This is a genomic window from Sphingomonas sp. GW822-FHT03G08 (assembly GCF_058801135.1).
Genome location: NZ_JBXAMZ010000001.1, coordinates 1482823 through 1504656, shown reverse-complemented (window position 1 = coordinate 1504656; position 21834 = coordinate 1482823). Strand labels below are relative to the sequence as shown.

At 67.1% G+C, this 21834-nt stretch carries 21 protein-coding genes; 11 read left to right on the top strand and 10 right to left on the bottom strand.

Annotated features, from left to right (window positions below; translation table 11 throughout):
* Positions 1-87: 87 nt before the first annotated feature.
* From nagA to AC1RJ5_RS06755, 3 genes are read right to left on the bottom strand one after another with little or no spacing between them, the layout of a single operon-like run.
* Complete coding sequence (gene nagA, locus AC1RJ5_RS06765) at positions 88-1215, bottom strand: N-acetylglucosamine-6-phosphate deacetylase (RefSeq protein WP_493112408.1); 1128 nt, start codon at positions 1213-1215, stop codon at positions 88-90.
* Complete coding sequence (locus AC1RJ5_RS06760) at positions 1212-2093, bottom strand: N-acetylmuramic acid 6-phosphate etherase (protein WP_493112406.1); 882 nt, start codon at positions 2091-2093, stop codon at positions 1212-1214. The genes nagA and AC1RJ5_RS06760 overlap by 4 nt, the downstream gene beginning before the upstream one ends.
* On the bottom strand, positions 2083-2976 hold the full coding sequence (locus AC1RJ5_RS06755; RefSeq protein ID WP_269574561.1) for a glucosamine kinase nucleotide-binding domain-containing protein: 894 nt from the start codon (positions 2974-2976) through the stop codon (positions 2083-2085). The genes AC1RJ5_RS06760 and AC1RJ5_RS06755 overlap by 11 nt, the downstream gene beginning before the upstream one ends.
* A 201-nt stretch (positions 2977-3177) precedes the next feature.
* Between AC1RJ5_RS06755 and AC1RJ5_RS06750 the strand changes: the two genes are divergently transcribed.
* A complete protein-coding gene (locus AC1RJ5_RS06750; protein WP_269574562.1) occupies positions 3178-3450 on the top strand; it encodes a hypothetical protein in 273 nt (90 codons plus the stop codon).
* Here the strand turns inward: AC1RJ5_RS06750 and AC1RJ5_RS06745 are convergent.
* From AC1RJ5_RS06745 to AC1RJ5_RS06735, 3 genes are read right to left on the bottom strand one after another with little or no spacing between them, the layout of a single operon-like run.
* Positions 3447-4820, bottom strand: coding sequence for a glutamate--cysteine ligase (locus AC1RJ5_RS06745; protein WP_493112403.1), 1374 nt, complete (start codon positions 4818-4820; stop codon positions 3447-3449). The two genes, AC1RJ5_RS06750 and AC1RJ5_RS06745, sit on opposite strands and share 4 nt — an antisense overlap.
* Positions 4817-5641: a carbon-nitrogen hydrolase family protein gene (locus tag AC1RJ5_RS06740; protein ID WP_493112401.1), complete on the bottom strand. Its 825-nt coding sequence runs from the start codon at positions 5639-5641 to the stop codon at positions 4817-4819. Before AC1RJ5_RS06740 ends, AC1RJ5_RS06745 begins: the two co-directional genes overlap by 4 nt.
* Before the next feature lie 27 nt (positions 5642-5668).
* Positions 5669-6985 (bottom strand): UDP-glucose dehydrogenase family protein, encoded by a 1317-nt coding sequence (locus AC1RJ5_RS06735; protein WP_269574565.1) that lies wholly within the window; start codon positions 6983-6985, stop codon positions 5669-5671.
* A 556-nt stretch (positions 6986-7541) separates the two neighbouring features.
* Here AC1RJ5_RS06735 and AC1RJ5_RS06730 point away from each other — a divergent pair.
* From AC1RJ5_RS06730 to AC1RJ5_RS06720, 3 genes are all read left to right on the top strand, one after another.
* Positions 7542-8891, top strand: coding sequence for a GGDEF domain-containing phosphodiesterase (locus AC1RJ5_RS06730; protein ID WP_269574566.1), 1350 nt, complete (start codon positions 7542-7544; stop codon positions 8889-8891).
* Positions 8891-11356, top strand: coding sequence for a tetratricopeptide repeat-containing sensor histidine kinase (locus AC1RJ5_RS06725; RefSeq protein WP_493112398.1), 2466 nt, complete (start codon positions 8891-8893; stop codon positions 11354-11356). Before AC1RJ5_RS06730 ends, AC1RJ5_RS06725 begins: the two co-directional genes overlap by 1 nt.
* 74 nt (positions 11357-11430) lie before the next feature.
* Positions 11431-11820, top strand: coding sequence for a response regulator (locus AC1RJ5_RS06720; RefSeq protein ID WP_184168197.1), 390 nt, complete (start codon positions 11431-11433; stop codon positions 11818-11820).
* Between the two features lie 139 nt (positions 11821-11959).
* Here AC1RJ5_RS06720 and AC1RJ5_RS06715 read toward each other — a convergent pair whose 3' ends face one another.
* The 4 genes from AC1RJ5_RS06715 to AC1RJ5_RS06700 form a co-directional block, all read right to left on the bottom strand.
* The gene (locus AC1RJ5_RS06715; RefSeq protein WP_493112396.1) at positions 11960-12871 is read right to left on the bottom strand and encodes a dioxygenase family protein; all 912 of its coding nucleotides are present in this window, start codon (positions 12869-12871) and stop codon (positions 11960-11962) included.
* 86 nt (positions 12872-12957) lie between these two features.
* Positions 12958-14220, bottom strand: coding sequence for an ATP-binding protein (locus AC1RJ5_RS06710; protein WP_269574569.1), 1263 nt, complete (start codon positions 14218-14220; stop codon positions 12958-12960).
* A gap of 4 nt (positions 14221-14224) precedes the next feature.
* A complete protein-coding gene (locus tag AC1RJ5_RS06705; protein WP_269574570.1) occupies positions 14225-14974 on the bottom strand; it encodes a response regulator in 750 nt (249 codons plus the stop codon).
* A 311-nt stretch (positions 14975-15285) separates the two neighbouring features.
* Complete coding sequence (locus AC1RJ5_RS06700; RefSeq protein WP_493112395.1) at positions 15286-16569, bottom strand: MFS transporter; 1284 nt, start codon at positions 16567-16569, stop codon at positions 15286-15288.
* 89 nt (positions 16570-16658) lie between these two features.
* Between AC1RJ5_RS06700 and AC1RJ5_RS06695 the strand changes: the two genes are divergently transcribed.
* From AC1RJ5_RS06695 to rfbD, 7 genes are all read left to right on the top strand, one after another.
* Positions 16659-17225, top strand: a complete 567-nt coding sequence (locus AC1RJ5_RS06695; RefSeq protein ID WP_493112393.1) for a DUF3617 domain-containing protein — start codon at positions 16659-16661, stop codon at positions 17223-17225.
* Positions 17226-17372: 147 nt separating this feature from the next.
* On the top strand, positions 17373-17579 hold the full coding sequence (gene rpsU, locus AC1RJ5_RS06690; RefSeq protein ID WP_010545388.1) for a 30S ribosomal protein S21: 207 nt from the start codon (positions 17373-17375) through the stop codon (positions 17577-17579).
* 94 nt (positions 17580-17673) lie between these two features.
* Positions 17674-18294 (top strand): FKBP-type peptidyl-prolyl cis-trans isomerase, encoded by a 621-nt coding sequence (locus AC1RJ5_RS06685; protein ID WP_342248834.1) that lies wholly within the window; start codon positions 17674-17676, stop codon positions 18292-18294.
* Positions 18295-18458: 164 nt separating this feature from the next.
* Positions 18459-19337: a glucose-1-phosphate thymidylyltransferase RfbA gene (gene rfbA, locus AC1RJ5_RS06680; RefSeq protein WP_269574574.1), complete on the top strand. Its 879-nt coding sequence runs from the start codon at positions 18459-18461 to the stop codon at positions 19335-19337.
* Positions 19334-19909, top strand: a complete 576-nt coding sequence (rfbC, locus tag AC1RJ5_RS06675) for a dTDP-4-dehydrorhamnose 3,5-epimerase (RefSeq protein ID WP_342248833.1) — start codon at positions 19334-19336, stop codon at positions 19907-19909. The genes rfbA and rfbC overlap by 4 nt, the downstream gene beginning before the upstream one ends.
* A complete protein-coding gene (rfbB, locus tag AC1RJ5_RS06670; protein ID WP_493112389.1) occupies positions 19906-20961 on the top strand; it encodes a dTDP-glucose 4,6-dehydratase in 1056 nt (351 codons plus the stop codon). The genes rfbC and rfbB overlap by 4 nt, the downstream gene beginning before the upstream one ends.
* A complete protein-coding gene (gene rfbD, locus AC1RJ5_RS06665; protein ID WP_493112387.1) occupies positions 20958-21833 on the top strand; it encodes a dTDP-4-dehydrorhamnose reductase in 876 nt (291 codons plus the stop codon). The genes rfbB and rfbD overlap by 4 nt, the downstream gene beginning before the upstream one ends.
* Position 21834: the final 1 nt, after the last annotated feature.

Genomic DNA, 21834 nt, shown 5'->3' with positions numbered 1-21834 from the left:
GCCGGGGCCCAGGGTAACAGAGCGAAACGGCAGAGAAACCCTGGGCCCCGGCTTTCGCCGGGGAGCGGATAGGTCCAGCGGTGAGCGCTAGCTGGAGAGGCCGGAAATCCAGCTGCGCTGCACGTCCAGGGTATCGTCGAGCAGCACCAGGTCCGCGCGGTAGCCCGGGGCGATGTGGCCGAGCTGGCCGGCCAGGCCGAGGAAGGCCGCCGGGGTGGCCGAGGCCATGCGGGAAGCGACTTCCAGCGGGACGCGGCCCTGTTCCATCATCCCCTTCACCGCGCCGGCCATGGTGAGGGTGGAGCCGGCCAGCGTGCCGTCGGCGCCGACCAGGCGGTCGCCGTCGCGGTGGATCTCGCGGCCGTGGATCAGGAAATGGTCCTCGTCGCTGCCGACGCTGGGCATCGCGTCGGTGACCAGCATCAGATGGTCGGGCCCCTTGGCGCGGAGCGCGACGCGCAGCGTGGCGGGGTGGAGGTGGTGGCCATCGGCGATGATGCCGGCATATGCGTCCGGTGCCTCGAGCGCGGCGCCGACCATGCCGGGCGCGCGGCTGGTGAGCGGCGACATCGCGTTGAAGATATGGGTGAAGCCGGTGGCGCCATTGTCGAGCGCGGCGCGGACCGTCTCATAGGGGGCGTCCGAATGGCCGGCCGAGACGATCACCCCGGCGGCGACCAGCCGGGCGACCTGATCGGGCGTGGCGGCCTCGGGCGCGAGGGTGACGAGCGTCCTGCCGTGGCCGGCGGATTCGAGCAGCGCGAGGAACCCGTCCTGCAGCGGCTGGATCTTGCTCTCGCTATGGATGCCGCGGCGCACCGGGTTGAGGAACGGTCCCTCGATATGGATGCCGAGGATGCCGGGCACACCCGCTTCGATCGCGGCATCGACCGCCTGGATGGCGGCCTCGATCACCGAGAGATCGTCGCTGATCAGGGTAGGGAGCAGGCCGGTCGTGCCGTAGCGGCGATGGGTCCCGGCGATGATGCGCAGGGTCTCGACGCTCGGATCGTCGTTGAACAGCCGGCCGCCGCCGCCATTGACCTGGGTATCGATGAAGCCGGGGAGCAGGGTGTGGCCGGCAAGATCGACCTGCTCGGCACCGGCGGGCGGCTCGGGCAGGATCGCGGCGATCCGCTCGCCCTCGATCACCACACAGGCATCGTCGCGCCAGCCTTCGGCCAGCAGCATGCGGCCGTTGACCAGGGCTTTCACGCGAGCGTGTCCAGCGCCGCGCCGAGGCTGCCCTGGGTGGCGGCGAGCAGGGTCTCGGCCTCCGCGGCGTCGAGACCGCGGGCGATCAGCACGGCGCGCTTGATGTTGAGGCGCCCGGCGTCGAGCGCGGCCTCGGCCACGGTCTCGCTGGTGCCGGCGAGGGTGGCGACCATGCGGATCGCGCGGGTGCGCAGCTTGGCGTTCGACACCTGCATGTTGACCATCAGCCCGTGGTGAACGAGCCCGAGGCGCAGCATGATCCCGGTGGAGATCAGGTTGAGCGTAACCTTCTGCGCGGTGCCGGCCTTCATCCGGGTGGAGCCGGCGACGACTTCGCTGCCGGTGTCGGCGAGGATCGCATGCTCGGCGGCGGCGAGGACCGGGGTGTCGGGATTGTTGGAGACGCCGATGGTCAGGCTGCCGGCGGCGCGGGCGGCTTCGAGCGCGGCGATGACATAGGGGGTGCGGCCGCTGGCGGCGACACCGATCAGCACGTCATCGGGGCCGAGCGCTTCGGCGGCCACGGTCTGGATCGCGGCTTCGCGGCTGTCCTCGGCGCCTTCCTGGGTGCGGGTGAGCGCGGCGGGGCCGCCGGCGATGAGGAAGGCGAGCCGCTCGAACGGCCAGTTGAAGGTGGGGGTGAGCTCGACCCCGTCCTGCACGCCGATCCGGCCCGAAGTGCCGGCGCCGGCATAGGCGATGCGGCCGCCGCTGCGCAGCCGCTCGGCGGCGGCATCGATCGCGGCGGCGATCGGGGCGGTCTGGGCCTTGAGCGCGGCGATCGCGGCGAGCTGGGCCTCGAGCATCGCCTCGACGGCGGCCTCGGTGGGCCAGCGATCGAGTTCGCGATAGCGGGGGTCGGTGGCTTCAGTCGACATGCGGCTTCCGGGTCGGGAGGACAGAGGCGGACAGGCCGGCGAGAAGCAGCGCGCCGTCGAGCGGATCGGCGATGGCGTCGGTCAGCCGGGCGACGGTGCGGGCGCGCAGCCAGGGCTTGATCCGCATCGCGAGGCCGCCGGCAAGCGCGCAGCGGACGGCGCCGCGGGCGAAGATCGTCTCGATGAAGCGCTCGATATGCTGGGCGGCATCCTCGACGATCGAGCGGGCGATCGCGTCGTTATTCTCGGCATAGTCCATGACGAGCGGGGCGAAGGCGGCATAGTCCTTCGGGGTCGCGGCATCCATCCAGGCAACGGCGCGGGCGGTGTCGTGCCCGAAGCCCGCAGTGACGGCGTGGCTGAGCGCGGTGACTTCGCTGCGGCCGTCGAGGGCGCGAAGCGCGTGGCGCATCGCGCTGAGGCCGAGCGCGGCACCGCTGCCCTCGTCCGAGATCGGGAAGCCATAGCCGCCGATCGCGAAGCTGGTGGTGCCGACGCGGACCTCGGCGATGCTGCCGGTGCCGATGATCAGCGTGGCGCCTTCGGCCCCGGCATGCGCGCCGAGATTGGCGATCGCGGCATCGGTGGCGAAGATGATGTCGGCAAAGGGGAAGGGCAGAGCGGCGAGCTGCTCGCGCATGCCGGTGCGGGTGATGCCGGCGATGCCCATGCCGGCGCGGATCGTCGCGGCCTGGCCCTGGTCGAGCCCGGCGGCGGAGATCGCCTGCTGGACGACCTCGCTCAGCACGGCGTGGAGCCGCTCGATCCCGATACGGGTATTGGCGGGGCCGCTCTCCCCGGTGCCGAGGATCGTCCCGTGTTCGTCAACCAGCCGGCTGCGGCAATGGCTGCCGCCTGCGTCTATCCCCAGGAAAAAGGCCATGGTTGCTCCCTAACAGCAGCGATGCCCGGCCTTGCCATGCCGAACCCGCAGGGGGGCATAATCCACAGATATGGCTGGGCAAGGTCCGTCGGCGCCTTTCGGGTGCCGGGGACGGTAATACGTAAATTTACCAATTTCCGGGTTTCGGGGCCGGGAGCAGGCTTTGCGGCGGTTCAGTGAGACGAAGCGATGATGGCGAGCGTGAAGCGTGGAAAGGCCGAATCCGCCCCGAAGATCGGCCAGTGCGGGCGGATGGTGCTTCGGGACGTCGCGGTGCTCTCGGGCGAGGAGTTGCTCCTGCGCTTCGGGGACGCGGCCCCGCAGCAGCTGATCGACCTGATCGTTGCGGCCATCCGCAAGGGGGACGACGACGAAGTCGCCGCGATCGACGGACGGCTGCGCGAAGTCGAGCGGATATCGCTTCGGCAAGGGACTAGCCTTCCCGGCGGTGCTCCCCCGGGTCGGGGAGGCTAGAACCGCGCTTCCTCATAGACGCGGCGGATGTCGCCGCCCCAATCGCCGTTGAAGCGATCGAGCAGGACCTGCGCCGGCACCTTGCCGGTGCGGACCACTTCGCGCAGCGGATCGAGGAAGCCGGACTCGTTGTCGCCCGAGGCGTTGAAGCGCGCGCGGGCGTTGAGGCCCGCGGCGGCGATGTCGAGGACTTCGCCGGCGATGTCCTTGAGCTTGCCGCCGCCGGGCAGCGGGGCGTCGAGGGCGAGCTTCGGCACCGAGCTGCGCAGCGTCTCGCGTTCCTCCATCGACCAGCCCTTCACCAGGTCCCAGGCGGCATCGAGCGCGCCCTGGTCGTAGAGCAGGCCGACCCACAGCGCGGGCAGCGCGCAGATCCGGCCCCAGCGGCCGCCATCGGCGCCGCGCATCTCGAGGAAGGTCTTGAGGCGGACTTCGGGGAAGGCGGTGGAGAGGTGGTCGGCCCAGTCGTCGATCGTCGGCTTGTGGCCGGGATAGGCGGGCAGCTCGCCCTTGAGGAAGTCGCGGAAGCTCTGGCCGGCGGCGTCGATATATTTGCCGTCGCGGTAGACGAAGTACATCGGCACATCGAGCGCGTATTCGGCGTAGCGCTCATAGCCGAAGCCGTCCTCGAACACGAAGGGCAGCATGCCGGTGCGCGCGGGATCGGTGTCCGACCAGATGTTCGAGCGGAACGAGAGGAAGCCGTTGGGCTTGCCCTCGGTGAAGGGCGAGTTGGCGAAGAGCGCGGTCGCCAGCGGCTGAAGCGCGAGGCCGACGCGGAACTTCTGCGCCATGTCCGCCTCGGAGGCATAGTCGAGGTTCACCTGGATCGTGCAGGTGCGCAGCATCATGTCGAGCCCGAGATTGCCGACGCGCGGCATGTGGCGCAGCATGATCTCGTAGCGGCCCTTGGGCATGATCGGCAGCTCGGCGCGGGTCTTGTCGGGCCACATGCCGAGGCCGAGATAGTTGATCCCCAGCCGCTCGCCGACCTGCTTGACCTGCTCAAGGTGGCGGCCGGTCTCGTTGCAGGTCTCGTGGAGGTTCTCGAGCGGGGCGCCGGAGAGCTCGAGCTGGCCGGCGGGCTCGAGGCTGACGGTGCCGTCGGGGCCGGACAGGGCGATGACGTTGTCGCCTTCGAGCACGGGCTTCCAGCCATAGGCGGTGAGCCCGTCGAGCAGGTCGCGGATGCCGCCCTGCTCGGTGTAGCTGGGGGCGTGGAAGTCGCTCTTCGCGAACACGAACTTCTCGTGCTCGGTGCCGATCCGCCAGCGCTCCTTCGGCTTCTCGCCGCCGGCGAAATAGTCGATCAGCTGCTGCCGGTCCTCGATCGGTGCCGACACCTTGGTGTTCTCGGTCTTGGTGCTCATGCGAAGGTCTCGACGGGAGGAATGGGGCGGCGGTGGCGGAGCACCGGGATGCGCGAACGGACGTCCTCGATGCGCGCAAGATCGATCTCGGCGGTGCCAAGCCCGGCTTGCTCGCCCATGTCGAGCAGCACCTCGCCCCAGGGATCGATCACCAGCGAATGGCCATAGGTGGCGCGGCCGTCCGCATGCTCACCGGTCTGCGCGGCGGCGATGAGGAAGGCTTCGGCTTCAATCGCGCGGGCGCGCAGCAGCACGTGCCAATGCGCCTGGCCGGTCGGGCGGGTGAAGGCGGCGGGGACGGCGAGGGCGGTGGCGCCGGCGTCGCTCAGCGCGCGGAACAGGTCCGGGAAGCGCATGTCGTAGCAGATCGCCAGGCCGAGCCGGCCGATCGGCGTATCGACCAGGATCGCCCGCTCGCCGCGCTGATAGGTGTTGGACTCGCGCCAGCTCTCGCCGGTGGCGAGATCGACGTCGAACAGATGGAGCTTGTCATAGCTCGCCCGGATCGCGCCGGTATCGTCGATGACGAAGCCGCGGTTGAGGAACTTGTCGCCCTCGCCCTTCACCGCGAGCGAGCCGAGATGGACCCAGATGCCGTGCTTCGCGGCAGCCTCGCGCGTGGCGGCGAGGACCAGATCCTGGTCTTCCGGCACGACATGGCCCCGGGCGCGCTCGCGATTGCCGTCGAGCAGGCCGGACATTTCGGGGGTGAACAGCATCGCGCTGCCGGCAGCCGCCGCCTGCGCAACCCCATCGGAAATGGTGCGCGCATTGGCGGCCGGATCGATCCCGCTCGTCATCTGCAGCAGGCTGGCCTTCATCGATCTACTCCCCCCGTCCGGCCGGGATCAGCCGCGCTTCGGCTTGCCGACGCCGACCAGGGTCAGCCCGGCACGCTCGGCCTCCGCGGCCGGATAGACGTTGCGCAGGTCGACGAGAAGCGGCGCCTTGAGCAGCGACTTGATCCGCCCAAGGTCGAGCGCGCGGAATGCATCCCATTCGGTGACGATCACCAGCGCATCGGCGCCGTCCGCGGCGGCATAGGCGCTGTCGCTGAACTCGACGTTCGGCAGCAGCGGGCGGGCCTGCTCGAAGCCTTCCGGATCATAGGCCTTAACCGTGGCGCCGGCATCTTCCAGCGCCGCGACGATCGACAGGCTGGGCGCGTCGCGCATGTCGTCGGTGTTCGGCTTGAAGGTGAGGCCGAGCAGGCCGACCGTCTTGCCGCGAATATCGCCGCCCATCGCCTTGATGACCTTGCGGCCCATGGCGCGCTTGCGGGCGTCGTTGACCTGCACGGTCGCCTCGACGATGCGCAGCGGGGTCTCGTTGTCGCCGGCGGTCTTGAGCAGCGCCAGCGTGTCCTTGGGGAAGCACGAGCCGCCATAGCCTGGCCCGGCATGGAGGAACTTGCCGCCGATGCGGTTGTCCATGCCGATACCGCGCGCGACTTCCTGCACGTCGGCGCCGACTTCTTCGCACAGATCGGCGATCTCGTTGATGAAGGTGATCTTCACCGCCAGGAACGCGTTCGCCGCATACTTGATCAGCTCGCTGGTGCGGCGGCCGGTGAACAGGATCGGCGCCGACTGGTTGAGCGAGAGCGGGCGATAGATGGCGCGCATCACTTCGCGCGCACCCTCGTCATCGGTGCCGACGACGACGCGGTCCGGGCGCTTGAAGTCCTCGATCGCGGCGCCTTCGCGCAGGAATTCGGGGTTGGAGACGACCTTCGCGCCGATATTCGGTGCGACCTCGGCCAGGATACGCTCGACTTCGTCGCCGGTGCCGACCGGCACGGTCGACTTGGTCACGATCACGCTGCCCTTGGTCAGGTTCTCGGCGATCTCGCGCGCGGCGGCGAAGACATAGCTGAGATCGGCATGGCCATCGCCACGGCGGCTGGGCGTGCCGACCGCGATGAAGATCGCATCGGCATCCTTGACGCCTTCGGCCAGATCGGTGGTGAAGGAGAGGCGGCCGGCCTTCACATTCGAGGCGACCAGCGCGTCGAGCCCCGGCTCGTAGATCGGCATCACGCCCTGGTGAAGCAGCTCGATCTTGCGTGCGTCCTTGTCGACGCAGACGACGTCATGGCCGAAGTCCGAGAAACAGGCGCCGGAAACCAGGCCGACATAGCCCGTGCCGATCATAGCGATGCGCAACGTGGATCCCCTTGGGAAGAAACTATGCTGCGCAGATAGCGACGCCAGCGCCCGGGGCAAGGGGCTGGATCAAACCGCTTCTCCGGTGCCGTGCGCGAGAAGGGCGCGGGCAACAAAAAAGGCGGCCCAAGGCCGCCATTTTTGGTTTTGTCTTCCGTTGTCGTCCGGGCCGGTCAGCACGGCCTCACAGGAGGTCGCTTCACCGCCGGCCCGGATGAGTGTTCCGGTTAGAACGGGCGGATGTCGTTACCGCTCGCACCGTCACGGAACATAAGTTCAAAGAACGCGAACATTTTTAGTCTCCCATCGGTGCGCACATGTGCGCGATTCACGTGGTTAAAGACTGCTTAACGATGAATCAATCCGGATTTCTGCGGAGTTGGCGTGATCGAAAATGCCGAAGCGCCCGGGATTTAACGGTTCCTTCAATGGTCTCGGGCTAGACCGTCGGGGCATGTCGGCACGCAAAGAGCCCTTGGCTAACCAGGCCAGCGCTATCTCGAGCGCAGTCGTGAGGTCCGTGGAAAATACGGAAATCACGAGGGAATTTGTGCAAGTGCGAGCTTCGCAGGACGCCGCGATGGATATCCGCGCACGCCCGCGCAGCCGCCAGGCGCCGGGCAAGCGCGAACTGCACCGGGCAAGTAACGATCGCCACGTCGAGGGGCGTTACTGGAGCGTTCTCGGACTTTGTGAAATTGCGAATTTTGCTTCGCTGCGCCGCCATATCGGCCGCGCGAGGGCCGATTCGCTGGTTCTGGACGTCGCGCGGCGAATCTCTTCGCTGATTCCCGACGTTCGAATTTCCGCCGCCGGCCGCGCGGTCGTGGAGATCGCGTTCGAGCGCGAATCCCCCGAAGTCGCCGCCGACGATATGGACCGGATCTACAAGGCGTTCCTGACCACGCTCGATATCGACGGCGAGCCGCACCAGCTCCAGATGCATATCGGCGTCGCCGCCGCGCCCACGGTCGAGGACGACGAGGTGCTCCTCTCCGAGGCCGCCGAATCCGCGCTCGAGCAGGCGCGTGTCGATGGCCGGGTGGTGATGCTCGACCTGTCGCGGGCGGACCTGGCGTTCGACAAGCTGACCCTGATGCGCGAACTGCCGCGCGCGATCGCCAATGGCGAGATGTTCCTCCAGTACCAGCCCAAGGTGCATGTCCGCCGCCAGGAGATCGCCAGCGCCGAGGCGCTGGTCCGCTGGCAGCATCCGACGCGCGGGCTGATCCTGCCGGGCGACTTCATCTCCGTCGCCGAGCAGGCAGGCGAAATCTCCAAGCTGACGCTGTGGACGCTGCGCCAGGTGATCGAGGACCAGCGCAAGCTGCGCGAAGACGGCTTCGACCTGCTGCTCTTCGTCAATATCTCCGGCCAGCTCCTGGCCGACCCCGCCTTCGTGAACGAAGTCTGCGAGATGCTGGCGAGCACCGACGCCAAGCTCGGCTTCGAGATCACCGAAACCGCGGTGATCCGCGATCCGGAAAGCGCGATCCGCCACCTGCAGTTCTTCGCCGACAGCGGCGTGACGCTTGCCATCGACGATTATGGCGCGGGCCTGTCCTCGCTCGCCTATCTCAAGAAGCTGCCGGCGCGCGAGCTCAAGATCGACAAGATGTTCGTGATGCAGCTGACCAGCAGCAATCGCGATCCGCTGATCGTCCGCTCGACGATCGACCTGGCCCATGCGCTGGAGATGGAAGTCACCGCCGAGGGCGTGGAGACACCGTCGGCGCTGGCGCTGCTCAGCGTGATGGGCTGCGACATGGTGCAGGGCTTCCTGATCTCCCGCCCGCTCGGGCTCGATGCGTTCCGCAAGTTCCTTGCGGACGACGGCCATCTCGACACTGCGAACGGCCAGCTTCAGTCGTTCGTCCGGCCCGAGAGCTTCTGGAAGCGCGCCTGATGCGCGTGCGCCTCCACGCTTTCCTGACGTTCCTCGCGCTGCTGACGGCTGCCCCCGCGCTCGCCCAGGCACCGGCCAAGCCGGCGAATGAATTCACCCCTGCGATCCAGGCCGAGATCCAGGCGGCCAAGGGCAGCATGATGAGCGATCAGGCCGAGGCGTTGCGCCACGCCGACGCGATCGACAAGCTTGCCCGGCAGCTGCCCGATGCGCGCCAGTCCATGCTCGCCCAGGCAACCGCGCGCTGGCTCGCCGCCGAAGCGCGCTTGCGCAATGACGAGCCCGCCCAGGCACAGCCGCTGATCGTCGAAGGGCTGAAGCTGATCGAGACGATCCCGGAGCCGATCAAGCTGCGCGGCGACCTGCTGATGTCGCAGGGTACCTTCTTCATGGCGCGCGACCAGGCGGTGCGCGCGCTCGACAGCTACCAGAACGCGTTCCGCATCTTCGGCGACGTCAAGGAGCTGCGTAGCCAGGCGATCGCGCTGCAGAACATCGCATCGCTCTACAGCTCGGCCAACGACAATGGCCGGGCCGAGCAATATTACCGCCAGGCCGCCGACCTGTATGACGGCGATCCGGTGCTCTCGCTGTCGCTGCACAACAATCGTGGCAACGTGCTGCTCACGATGGACCGCAACGTCGAGGCGGGGCGGGAATATGAGGATGCGCTGCGCATCGCGCGCGAGATGGACCAGCCCGTGCTCGAGGCGCGTATCCTCAGCAACTATGCGCGCAGCCAGATCGAGCTGAAGCGCTTCGATGTCGCCGGCCGGCTGATCTCGCGCGGGTTCGAGCTGCTGAAGGGCGTCGATGCCGATTTCCTGCGCCGGCACCTCCTGTCGACCGCGGCGGCGCTCGAGCTGGAGCGGGGCAACACCGAACGGGCGGTGCGTCTGATCCGCGAGGCCTTTGCGGGCTTCGACATCGCGAAGACGACGGTCGAGTTCCGCGGTGACCATATGTACGCCTATCAGGTCTTCAGCCGAGCCGGGGATACCCGCGAGGCGCTGATCCATCTCGAGGCGGCGAAGCGGCTGGGCGACGAAGCCTCAAAGGTGGCGACGACGACCAGCGCGGCGCTGATGGCGGCACAGTTCCAGTACGCCAAGCAGCAGAACGACATCCTGACGCTGCAGAACCGCGAGGCCGAGAACCGCGCGCGTACCCAGCTGACGATGTTCCTGCTGATCGGCGGCGCGACGGTAATCGTCATGGGCGCGCTGGGCTGGGGCCTCGTCACCATTCGTCGGAGCCGCAACAAGGTGCGCGCCGCCAACATCGTGCTCGGCGAGACCAATGTCGCGCTGGAGAAGGCGCTCAAGGCCAAGACCGAGTTCCTGGCAACGACCAGCCACGAAATCCGCACGCCGCTGAACGGCATCCTGGGCATGACCCAGGTGATGCTGTCCGACCCGAAGCTGGAAGCGCAGACGCGCGACCGGATCGGCATCGTCCACAGCGCCGGCGTGACGATGCGCACGCTGGTCGACGACATTCTCGACGTGGCCAAGATGGAGACGGGCAACCTCAGCGTCGAGGCGTCGCCGATGGACCTGTGCGCCACGCTCCGGGACGTCACCAAGCTCTGGGAGGAGCAGGCGCGCGCCAAGGGGCTGAATTTCAAGCTCGAGCTCAGCCATGCGCCGCACTGGATCGTCAGCGACGCCACCCGCCTGCGCCAGGTGGTGTTCAACCTGCTCTCCAACGCGATCAAGTTCACCGAGAAGGGCGGCGTGACGCTGCGTGCCGTGGCCGAGGGGGAGGGCGATGCCCGCCGCCTCAAGCTGGCGATCGAGGACAGCGGCATCGGCATCCCGCGCGAGAAATTCGAGGAGATCTTCGAGAGCTTCCGCCAGGTCGATACCAGCACCACGCGCCGCTTCGGCGGCACCGGGCTGGGCCTGGCCATCTGCCGCAACCTGGCGCGCGCGCTGGGCGGCGACATCATGGTGGAGAGCGAGGACGGCAAGGGATCGCGTTTTGTCGTCGATCTGCCGCTGGTTCCCGCCGAGGCGCCGGAGACTGCCGCGACGGCCGAAAGCAGCACCGGGATCGACCTGGTGGTGCTCGATCGCAACCCCATCGCCCGCTCGATGCTGCGCACCCTGCTCGAGCCGCGCGTCGCCCGGCTGCGCTTCGCGGCGAATGTCGGCGAGGCGCTGCCGATGCTCGAGGAGGGCGGGGTCGGTCACCTGCTCGCCGACGAAGCCACGCTCAAGGCCGAGGGCGACGGTCCCGTCCAGGCGCTCACCGCGCTGCGGGCGGCGGATGGAAGCGTTTCCCACACCATTCTCTGGCTCAAGCCCGATGCGGAGACCGTGGCTGAGCTGATTGCGGCAAGTGACGGCAAAATACTGGAAAAACCTATTACCGGCGCGAGCCTGATTGATGCTATCATTCCGCCGACGGAAGAAAATTCCGACAAGAGGGATGGGGACCCGCTTGTATCTCGGGCGGCTTAGGGCGATAGCACACCTGACATGACAGAAATGGTCGCGCGTATCTCGAGGAAACCGGTCGCCACGGGCGGGCGGGCATGAACATCCTCTTCATTGAGGACGATCCGATGAACCGTCGGGTCGTGAAGGACATGCTCGACGTTGCGGGGGCCACCATGGCCGAGGCCAGCTGGGCCGAGGAAGGCCTGGCGATGCTCGATGCCGAGAGCTTCGACGTGATCCTGGTCGACCTGCGCATGCCGGGGATGGACGGGTTCGAGACGATCGAGCGCATCCGCGCGCGCGGCGACGAGAAGGGCGAGCTGCCGATCATCGTGGTCACTGCGGATACGGCGGTGGACCTGCGCGAGCGCTGCCTCGCGGTGGGCGCCGACGACGTGCTGTTCAAGCCGGTGGCGATGGACGCGCTGTTCGATTCGATCGGCCGCGTGCTCGCGATCCGCGGCGGCGGCGGGATGATACTCTAAAGCGGCTTGAAGGGGGCTATTGACGGCCCCCTTTGTCATACCGAACTTGTTTCAGCATCCAACGCTCCTCAGGCGATACCGCTCGAGGAGAATTGGATGCTGAAACAAGTTCAGGGTGACCAGGGATGCCGGGCCGAGTTCAGCGTGCGATGCCGATCACGGCGGTCGCCGTGTAGCCGGCGGCGACGCTGCCGCTCATCGTCGGGGTCTGCTGGGCGATCTGGGCGCTGGTATTGTCGCCGAACACATTGTCGCTGTTGATGCTGACGCTCGCGAAGTTGCGGATGCTCGTCGTGTAGCCGGTGGCGTTGTTGTAGACCGTGCTGCAGGCGGCGCTCGGCATGGCGAGCTGCGAAATCAGCGTGGCGTAGCGTCCGCCGGTGGCGTTGGCCAGGCTCGAGAATACCTCGAAATGGATGTGCGGCCAGCGGCCCGAATAGCAGCCCGGGAAGATGGTGGTGAAGGTCACCTGGCCGTTGCTGTCGGTCACGCCGACGCCGCGGAGGTAGCTCTCGGCCGGGAGGTCGTAGAGCGAGTATTTCCCGTCGCGGTCGCAGTGCCAGATATAAATGGCATAGCCGGCCAGCGGGGCGCAGGCGGCGTTCACATTGACCAGGGTGAGGGTGAGCGTGACCTGCACGCCCGCCGCCGTCGTGGTCGAGCTGCCGACGAACGAGGAGCGAATGTCGCTGCGCACCACGTTGCTGGCGGTGAGCACGTTCGATGTCGCGCCGCTCGAGGTGTTGGTGCCGTCGGCGGGATAGGGGCCGTTGGTCTCGGTGGGGTCGACGACGCAGGTGCTGCTGGTGGAGGTCGCGGTCGGGGTCGGCGTGGCGGTGGCCGACGCTGTGGGGGTGGGTGTTGCGGTGGTGGTGGTGCCCGAGCTGCTCGTGCTGCTGGCAGTACCGCTCGATCCGCCGTCGCATGCCGCGAGCATCGCCGCGCCGCTGGCGCCGGCGAACCAGCCCAGCGCCCGGCGCCGGCTGGCGAGCTGCGTCATTGCCTTCAGGTCGTGGGCGAGGCCCAGGTCGTGCTCGTCATGATGTTCCATTCTGCCTCCTTGGTCAGAGGCTTCAGTCACATGCCGGACACACGCGGGGATTTCCCCGCGTCGCCGATTGTTGCAGCATGTTGCAGTCAGGCCGGCAGGCGCACCCGCACCCGTCCGCCGCCGGCGGCGCGATTCTCCAGCGTGACTTCGCCGCCATGCGCTTCGGCGATCGTGCGGACGATGGCGAGGCCGAGGCCAGTGCCGCCCGTCTCGCGGTTGCGCGAGCTCTCCCCGCGCACGAAGGGCGCGAACAGCGCCTCGGCCCGGCTGAGATCGAAGCCGCGCCCGTCATCCTCGATCACCACGTCCACCTTGCCTTCGGCCAGGCTCCAGCCGAGACGCGCGCGCTCACCGTAACGCACCGCATTCTCGATCAGATTGGCGAACAGGCGGCGCAGCGCCGCGGGATCGCCCCGCACCACCGCGCGTGGGCCAGGCTCCACGCTCACCGGCTTGCCGGCGGTGGCGAGGTCATCCACCAGGCTCTCGACCAGGCTGCCCAGGTCGAGCTTCTCGTGGGGGGCGCCGTCGCGGCCGTCGCGGGTGAAGCTGAGCGCGGCCTTGAGCATCGCGCGCATCTCCTCGATGTCCGCCTCGGCGCGCAGCCGGGCATCGTCGGGAAGCTGCTCGACCCAGAAGGCGATGCGGGAGAGTGGAGTGCCCAGGTCATGCGCGATCGCGCCGAGCATCGCGCTGCGGTTCTCCGCCTCGACCAGGATGCGCTCCTGCATCGAATCGAGCGCGCGGGCGAGTTCATGGACTTCGCGCGGGCCGTTGTGCGGGATCGGCTGGCGGGCGCCGAGCCGTACGCGCGTCGCGGCGCCCGCCAGATCGCGGATCGGGCGCGAAATGCGGCGCGCCACGCCCCAGGCGAGCAGCGACAGCACCAGCAGCACACCGAGCATGCCCAGCAGTCGGGCGAGGTGCCAGCGGGTGAAGGCGGGGCGGAACAGGCTCGAGGCGACGATCCAGCCATTGCCGTCCTCCAGCGCGACGGTGAAGCTGCCGTGCATGTCCTGCTCGGGGTCGCGCGCGGGGAACTGGTAGAGGCCGTGAACACGCTCGGCCGGCACGCCGATCAGCCGGGCGATCGCCGCGTCGCGCGCCGGCGAGGGGCGCTCGTCCTCGCGGCCGAACTTGTCCTCGCTGGTGCGGGTGATCGCCATCCGCGCCTGGGCGGTGGGCGCCACCGTGCCAGTACGCAGCGCCTCGGCGACGCGGGCAAGCGGCAACGGCCCCGGCCCGGGCGGCGGGCCGTTGAACATGATCGTGAACTGCGTCGTCGTCGCGATCAGCGCCGCGGCGATGACGAGCAATACGATCGGAACGGTGATCGAACGCCGCGTCACGGGGTTACTTGGTCGTCACTTCGGTGACGAACATATAGCCTTCGTTGCGGATCGTGCGGATCAGGTCCTCGGAGCCCGGCCGAGCCAGCTTCTTGCGCAGGCGGCTCATCTGCACGTCGATCGCACGATCGAAATGCTCGGCATTGGGGCCACGCGAGAGATCGAGCAGCATGTCGCGGGTCAGCACCCGGCGTGGGCGCTCGACCAAAGCGAGCAGCAGGCGGAACTCGCCGTCGCTCAGGTTGATGATGACGTCGTCCGGATCCCAGAGCTGGCGTGCCACGGGATCGAGCCGCCAGCCGGCGAAGCGCATGAAGGCGCGGGTGGTGATCGCGGCCGGCGCGGCGCTGCGGTCGCCCTGGCTGCGGCGCAGCACCGAGCGGATGCGGGCCAGCAGCTCACGCGGATTGGCGGGCTTGGGCACATAATCGTCCGCGCCCATTTCCAGCCCGACGATCCGGTCGATATCCTCGCCGATCACCGAGTGGAGGATCACCGCGGGGCCGGTCTCACGATCCATCGAGCGGAGTATCGAAAGGCCGTCCTCGCCCGGCATCATCACGTCGAGTACGATCAGGTCGTAATCGTTGCGCGCGGTGAGGGTGCGCATCTCGGTGGCGCCCGATGCGGTGTCGACGACATAGCCATGCTGCGACAGGAAGGCCGCGGTAAGCTCGCGGATTCCGGGATCGTCATCGACGATCAGCAGGCGGGTCTCGATGTCCAAGGCGGGGGCTAAAGCTGCTTGTGGCATCCCATCGGTTTAAGTGCCGAGCCTAACGCCGGTATTGCACGGCTGCAACGCACGGAAACATAATGACGGAGCGGGACGGGGAAAGCCGTAAGGGGCTTTTTTGCCTTTGTCTTTCGCGGGGAGGCCGGGCGTGTCGGGACCGTGAGCCCTTCACGCCTTCACCCTGAACTTGTTTCAGGGTCCAACCCTCCACGGGCGATATCGCTGGAGGCGCATTGGATGCTGAAACGAGTTCAGCATGACGAAGCGGTTGCTGTGATGCCGGCCTGCAATTCGACGAGTTCGATGCGCTAATGATTAGCAATAGCTCATCAATCCTCGAGGATCTGCGAGTGTTTCGCAGTGTCCCGCATGCGCAGATAGGTGACCAGCGAGATGGCGATCATCGCGGTGACATACCAGTAGAAGCCGCGCTCCCACCCTTCCTGCTTGAACCAAAGCGCCACGGTGGGCGCGGTGCCGCCGAACAGGGCGTTGGCCAGCGCATAGGGCAGGGCGACGCCCAGGGTGCGGATATGGGCGGGGAAGAGCTCGGCCTTCACCACGGCGTTGATCGAAGTGTAGCCGGTGACGATCACCAGCGCCCCGGTCATCAGCAGGAAGGCGGTGAGCGCGTCGCGTGCGCCTTCCATCGCGACGAAGATCGGATAGCTGAGCAGGGTGCCGAGCACGCCGAATGCGATCATCAGCGGCTTGCGCCCGATCCGATCGGACAGGGCGCCGGCGAGCGGCTGGATCGCCATGAACACGAACAGGGCGGCCGCGTTCACCTGGGTCGCCGCTGAATCGGAGAAGCCGGCGGTCTTCTTGAGGAAGGCGATCGGGTAGATTGTATAGGCGTAGAAGGCGAGGGTGCCGCCGGCGGTGAGCAGCATCACCACGGCCGCCTCGCGCGGATGCTCGCGGACCAGTGCCAGTGCGCTCGATTTCTTGGCCGTTTCGCGCTTGGCGAAGCTCTCGGTCTCGGCCAGCCGGCGCCGCAGCCAGAATACGCCGAGCGCCAGCACGCCGCCCACGGCGAACGGGATGCGCCAGCCCCAAGCTTTCAGGTCCGCCTCGCTCATCACCGCCTGGAGCACCAGCAGCACGAGCAGTGCGACGAGCTGGCCCGAGATCAGCGTGACGTACTGGAAGCTGGAGAAGAAGCCGCGATGCTTCCTGCCTGCCATTTCCGAAAGATAAGTGGCGCTGGCGCCATATTCGCCGCCCAGGCTGAGCCCCTGGAGCAGCCGCGCGGTGACCAGCGCGACGGTGGCCGCCACGCCGATCTCGCCATAGCTGGGCGTTGCCGTGATGATGATCGAGCCGGCGCACATCAGCGTGACCGACAGGGTCAGTCCCGCCTTGCGCCCGCGCCGGTCGCCATAGATGCCCATCAGCCAGCCGCCGATCGGGCGCATGAAGAAGCCGATCGCGAAGACGATCCAGGCGCTGATGTCCTGGCCGGCGCCCTTGGGGAAATAGTGCGGGGCCAGATAGCTGGCGAGCACCGCATAGGCATACCAGTCATACCATTCGACCAGATTGCCGGCCGATCCGCCCAGGATCGAGCGCAGGCGGTGGCGGGGCGGGGTGGTGGCGTCGGCTGCTGTCATCGCGCCACTATGGCGCCAGGAATCGCGCTTGTCTTTGGCTGCGATATCGGCTGAGTGGCGCCACGAATTTGGAGAGGGATTTCCTGAAGATGCGTGCCATCCTGCTCGTCGGCGCCCTTGCGCTTGCCGGTTGCCAGTCCGCCGCGGAGCGCCAGGCGGCCGCCACGGGCGAGTTCGAAGTGCACAATGGCTCGATGAAGGAAGTCGCCGCGCTGTCCAAGGCGGCGCATTCGAAGATGCTGATGCAGCCGGGCACCTGGGACTCGGGGATGCAGGTGATCTCGGCCGACTTCACCGACGGGCCGGACAAGGCCGACCAGCTTGCCGCGGTGCGCAAGCAGGAGCGCCATGCGGTGAAGTGCCAGACGGCGAGCGACCTTAAGCCGCTCGACATCGAGAATCTGGAGAAGGTCGCCGGCACCTGCACCTTCCCGCGCTTCATCCAGAAGGGCGGGAAGCTCGACGTCGAGATCCAGTGCACCCAGGCGAGCGGCGCGAAGACCACTCTCCTCTATGCCGGCACCATGGGCAAGGACGCCTATGACGTGACCGTCGACCAGAAGAGCGGCGCCAGGGGGCAGCCCGACTATGCGGCGATTCGCATGCGCGTCTATGGCAAGCGGCTGGGGCTTTGCACCGGCAAGCCGGCTGCCTGAGGTGCGGCTCGCCGCATCACAGGGGAGGCGGGGCCGGTTCGCCCTTGTAAAATTGGATTCACGCTGTTAGGTGGCCGCCCTTACGCCGCAACTCTCGTGTTCCGGCGAACCCTTTTCTATTGATTAGACCGGAGCACTGACGGGTTTATGCAGATCATCGTTCGCGACAACAACGTCGACCAGGCACTGCGCGCACTCAAGAAGAAGCTGCAGCGTGAGGGCGTGTATCGCGAGATGAAGCTCCGTCGCCACTACGAGAAGCCCAGTGAGAAGCGTGCTCGCGAGCGTGCCGCCGCGGTTCGCCGCGCCCGCAAGCTCGAGCGCAAGCGCATGGAGCGCGACAGCGCCCGTTGATTTCGCGAATCGGCCATGCGCGGACCTCGCGCGTGGCCGTCGTGACCTTCTTGACTAACGGGTAGCCTGAATACCCGCGCCTGGAGCCTATCGCATGTCCGTGACCGCCGTTCCGCTCCAGCCCGTCAAGCGCAGCTACAAGACCTGGCTCTGGGCCGGTGTGGTGCTGGCGATCGCCGTTGCGGTGGCGCTGGCCTGGACCGGTACCCGCGCGCCTGTCGCTGCCAAGGGCAGCGACGCGCAGTTCCTCGCCTGGAACAAGGGGCAGACCGGCGTGCAGACCACGGCTTCGGGCCTGCAGTATCAGGTGCTCAAGGAAGGCTCCGGCGCCAAGGCGCAGGAAGGCGACGGCGTTTCGGTGTGGACCGTCGGCACGATGCGTGACGGCACCGTCTTCCAGCCGGCCGGCGATATCCGCCTCCAGGTCGGTGGCGCGATCCCCGGCTTCGACGAAGCGCTCAAGATGATGAGCAAGGGCTCGAAGCTGCGCATCTGGATTCCGGCGAACATCGCCTATGAGAAGGCCGGCCCGCAGCATCCGCTGTTCGGCAAGCTCCTGCAGTTCGACCTCGAGGTGAAGGAAATCGTCCCCGCCGCGGTCCTGCAGCAGATGATGATGCAGCAGATGATGCAGCAGCAGGGCCAGGGCGGCGGCGCTCCCGGCGGTCCGGCCGGCCCCGGCGGCCCGCAGCCGGGTGGTCCCGAGGGTCAGTAAGCTCCCGACACAGTGAACAGCAAAACGCCGGCGGATCGCTCCGCCGGTGTTTTTGCTTTCCGCCCCATTTCTCGCACGGAGCGTTCGGCCGCGGTCCAAAACGGTTGCGTGCCATGCGGTGCTTGATTAGGCGCCGGGCGTGGGCCTTAGGGGATGACGCGCCAATGAAGGGTATTATTCTGGCCGGCGGCAGCGGCACCCGGCTCTACCCGGCGACGCTTGCGATTTCGAAGCAGCTCCTGCCTGTGTTCGACAAGCCGATGATCTACTATCCCTTGTCGGTGCTTATGCTTGCCGGCATTCGCGATATCCTGATTATCTCCACGCCGCGTGACCTTCCGCTGTTCGAGACGCTGCTCGGGGACGGCTCGGCGTTCGGGATCAATCTCCACTATGCCGTGCAGCCCGAGCCCAATGGCCTGGCCGAGGCGTTCGTGATCGGTGCCGATTTCATCGACGGCAAGCCGAGCGCGCTCATCCTGGGCGACAACATCTATCATGGCGACAAGATGGGCGAGAAATGCCGGGTCGCGGCGGAAGAGGCGGCGCGTGGGGGCGCGAACGTCTTCGCCTATCATGTCGATGATCCCGAGCGCTACGGCGTGGTCGCGTTCGATCCGGATGGGCGGGCGACCAGCATCGAGGAGAAGCCCGCCGCTCCCAAGTCGAACTGGGCGGTGACCGGCCTCTATTTCTACGACCAGGACGTGGTGGATATCGCGCGGTCGCTGCGGCCGTCGGCGCGGGGCGAGCTGGAGATCACGGACGTCAACCGCACCTATATGGAGCGCGGCGACCTTCACATCACCCGGCTGGGCCGCGGCTATGCCTGGCTCGATACCGGCACGCATGACAGCCTGCAGGAAGCCAGCGCGTTCGTCCGCACGATCGAGCACCGCACCGGCATCAAGATCGCATGTCCCGAGGAAATCGCGCTCGAACTGGGCTGGGTGAGCGGGGAGCAGGTGCTCGCGCGGGCCGCGATGCTGGGCAAGACCGGCTATGCCGATTATCTCAAGCGACGGGTGGCGAGTACGATATGACGGTTTTCAATCGGCTGGCCATTCCCGACGTCATCGAGATCATTCCCCCGAAACATGGCGATCATCGCGGCTTCTTCTCTGAAGTCTACAAGCGTTCGGCGTTCGAGGCCGAGGGGATCGACATCAGCTGGGTCCAGGACAATCACAGCCTCTCGACCGACCTGGGGACGGTGCGGGGCCTGCATTTCCAGCTTCCGCCGGTTGCCCAGGACAAGCTTGTCCGGGTGCTGCGCGGCCGCATCTACGACGTTGCCGTCGATATACGGAAGGGCTCGCCGACCTACGGCAAATGGGTCGGCTGCGAGCTTTCGGCGGAGAAGTGGAACCAGTTGCTGGTTCCCATCGGCTTCGCGCATTGCTTCATGACGCTCACCGAGGATGCCGAAGTGATGTACAAGGTGAGCGCGCCTTACTCGCGGGAGAATGAGGGGGCCATTCTCTGGAACGACCCGGCGCTCGGCATCGAATGGCCCGATCTCGGTGTCGCGCCGACGCTGTCGGACAAGGATCGCGTGGCATTGCCGCTGAGTGCCTTTGACTCTCCATTCGTCTACGAGGGAGCGCGCGCATGAAGACCATTCTCGTCACGGGAGGCGCAGGCTTCATCGGTTCGGCGGTGGTGCGCCATCTGGTCCGCAAGGGCCTTCGCGTCATCAACCTCGACAAGCTCACCTATGCGGGCAATCCGGCCTCGCTGAAGGCCATCGAGAACGCCGCGAACCATCGCTTCGTCCAGGGCGATATCGCCGATATTCCCCTGCTGCTCGGCTTGTTGCGCGAGGAGCGGGTCGACGGGATCATGCATCTTGCGGCGGAGAGCCATGTCGATCGCTCGATCGATGGCCCCGGGGCGTTCGTGGAGACCAATGTCGTCGGGACGTTCCGGCTGCTTTCCGCCGCTCTGGAATATTGGCGCGGGCTGGAAGGCGACGCCAGGGCGGGATTCCGCTTCCACCATGTTTCCACCGACGAGGTGTTCGGGGACCTGCCGTTCGACAGCGGCATCTTCACCGAGGAGACGTCCTACGCGCCTTCCTCGCCCTATTCGGCCTCCAAGGCGGCTTCGGACCATTTCGTCCGTGCCTGGCACGAGACCTATGGGCTGCCGGTTGTGCTGTCCAACTGCTCGAACAATTACGGGCCCTATCACTTCCCAGAGAAGCTGATCCCGCTGACCATTCTCAATGCGCTCGAGGGCAAGCCATTGCCCGTCTACGGCAAGGGCGAGAATGTGCGCGACTGGCTGTTCGTCGAGGACCACGCGCGGGCGCTCGAGCTTGTGCTCACCCAGGGGCGTGTCGGCGAGAGCTACAATATCGGCGGCAATCAGGAACGGGCCAACCTCTCGGTGGTCGAGGCGATCTGCGACGCGCTGGATCGTCGCGTCCCGCTGGCCGAAGGCGGCGCGCGCCGGGGGCTCATCCGGTTCGTGACCGATCGCCCGGGCCATGACCGGCGATATGCGATCGATGCTTCGAAGATCGCCCGGGAGCTGGGCTGGACGCCGCAGGAGAGTTTCGAGACGGGTCTCGATCGCACGATCGACTGGTATCTCGAAAATCGCTGGTGGTGGGAGCCGATCCGGTCGGGAACCTATGCCGGCGAACGGCTGGGAGGCGCATGAGGATCCTGGTTACCGGCAGGGACGGACAGGTCGCCAGGAGCCTGGCCGAACGGGCGCCGTCGCAGCATGACGTCATCTTCGCGCAGCGGCCTGAGCTCGATCTCGCCGATTTCGACACGATACACCGGGTGATCGAAGCCGAGCGGCCGGACCTGATCTTCAATGTTGCCGCCTATACCGCGGTGGACAAGGCAGAGTCCGAGCCGGCGCTTGCCATGGCGGTGAACGGAACCGCGCCCGGCGTGCTGGCCCGGGCTGCCGCGGAAATCGGCGCCGGGATCGTGCACCTGTCGACGGACTATATCTTCGACGGCACGCTCGACCGCCCCTATTTGGAGACCGATCCGGTCTCGCCGATCAATGTCTATGGCGAGACTAAGCTGGCCGGCGAGCAGGCCGTTGCCGCATCGGGCGCCCGCTACGCGATCCTGCGCACCGCCTGGGTCTATAGTCCTTTCGGCCGGAACTTCGTGAAGACCATCCTGGCCCTCGCCGCGCAGCGCGACGAGCTCACGATCGTGAACGACCAGTGGGGATGCCCCACCTCGGCCTTCGACATTGCCGATGCGCTGTTCCGCATCGCGGACCGCTGGGCGGTGGACCCGCAGCACGGCGCCGATGCGATCTATCATCTTGCCGGCGGTGGCGAGACCAACTGGGCGGAGTTCGCGCGCGAGATCCTGGCGATGAGCATCGCGCATGGCGGCAAGGACGCCGAGGTGCGCGGCATCCCCGCCACCGACTATCCAACGCCGGCACGGCGGCCCTCCAATTCCCGGCTCGACAGTCGGCGCTTTGCCCAGCTGTTCGGCTATGTCGCGCCGGAATGGCGAGCCTCGCTCGCTCCGGTGGTGAGGCGCCTGCTGGCCTGAG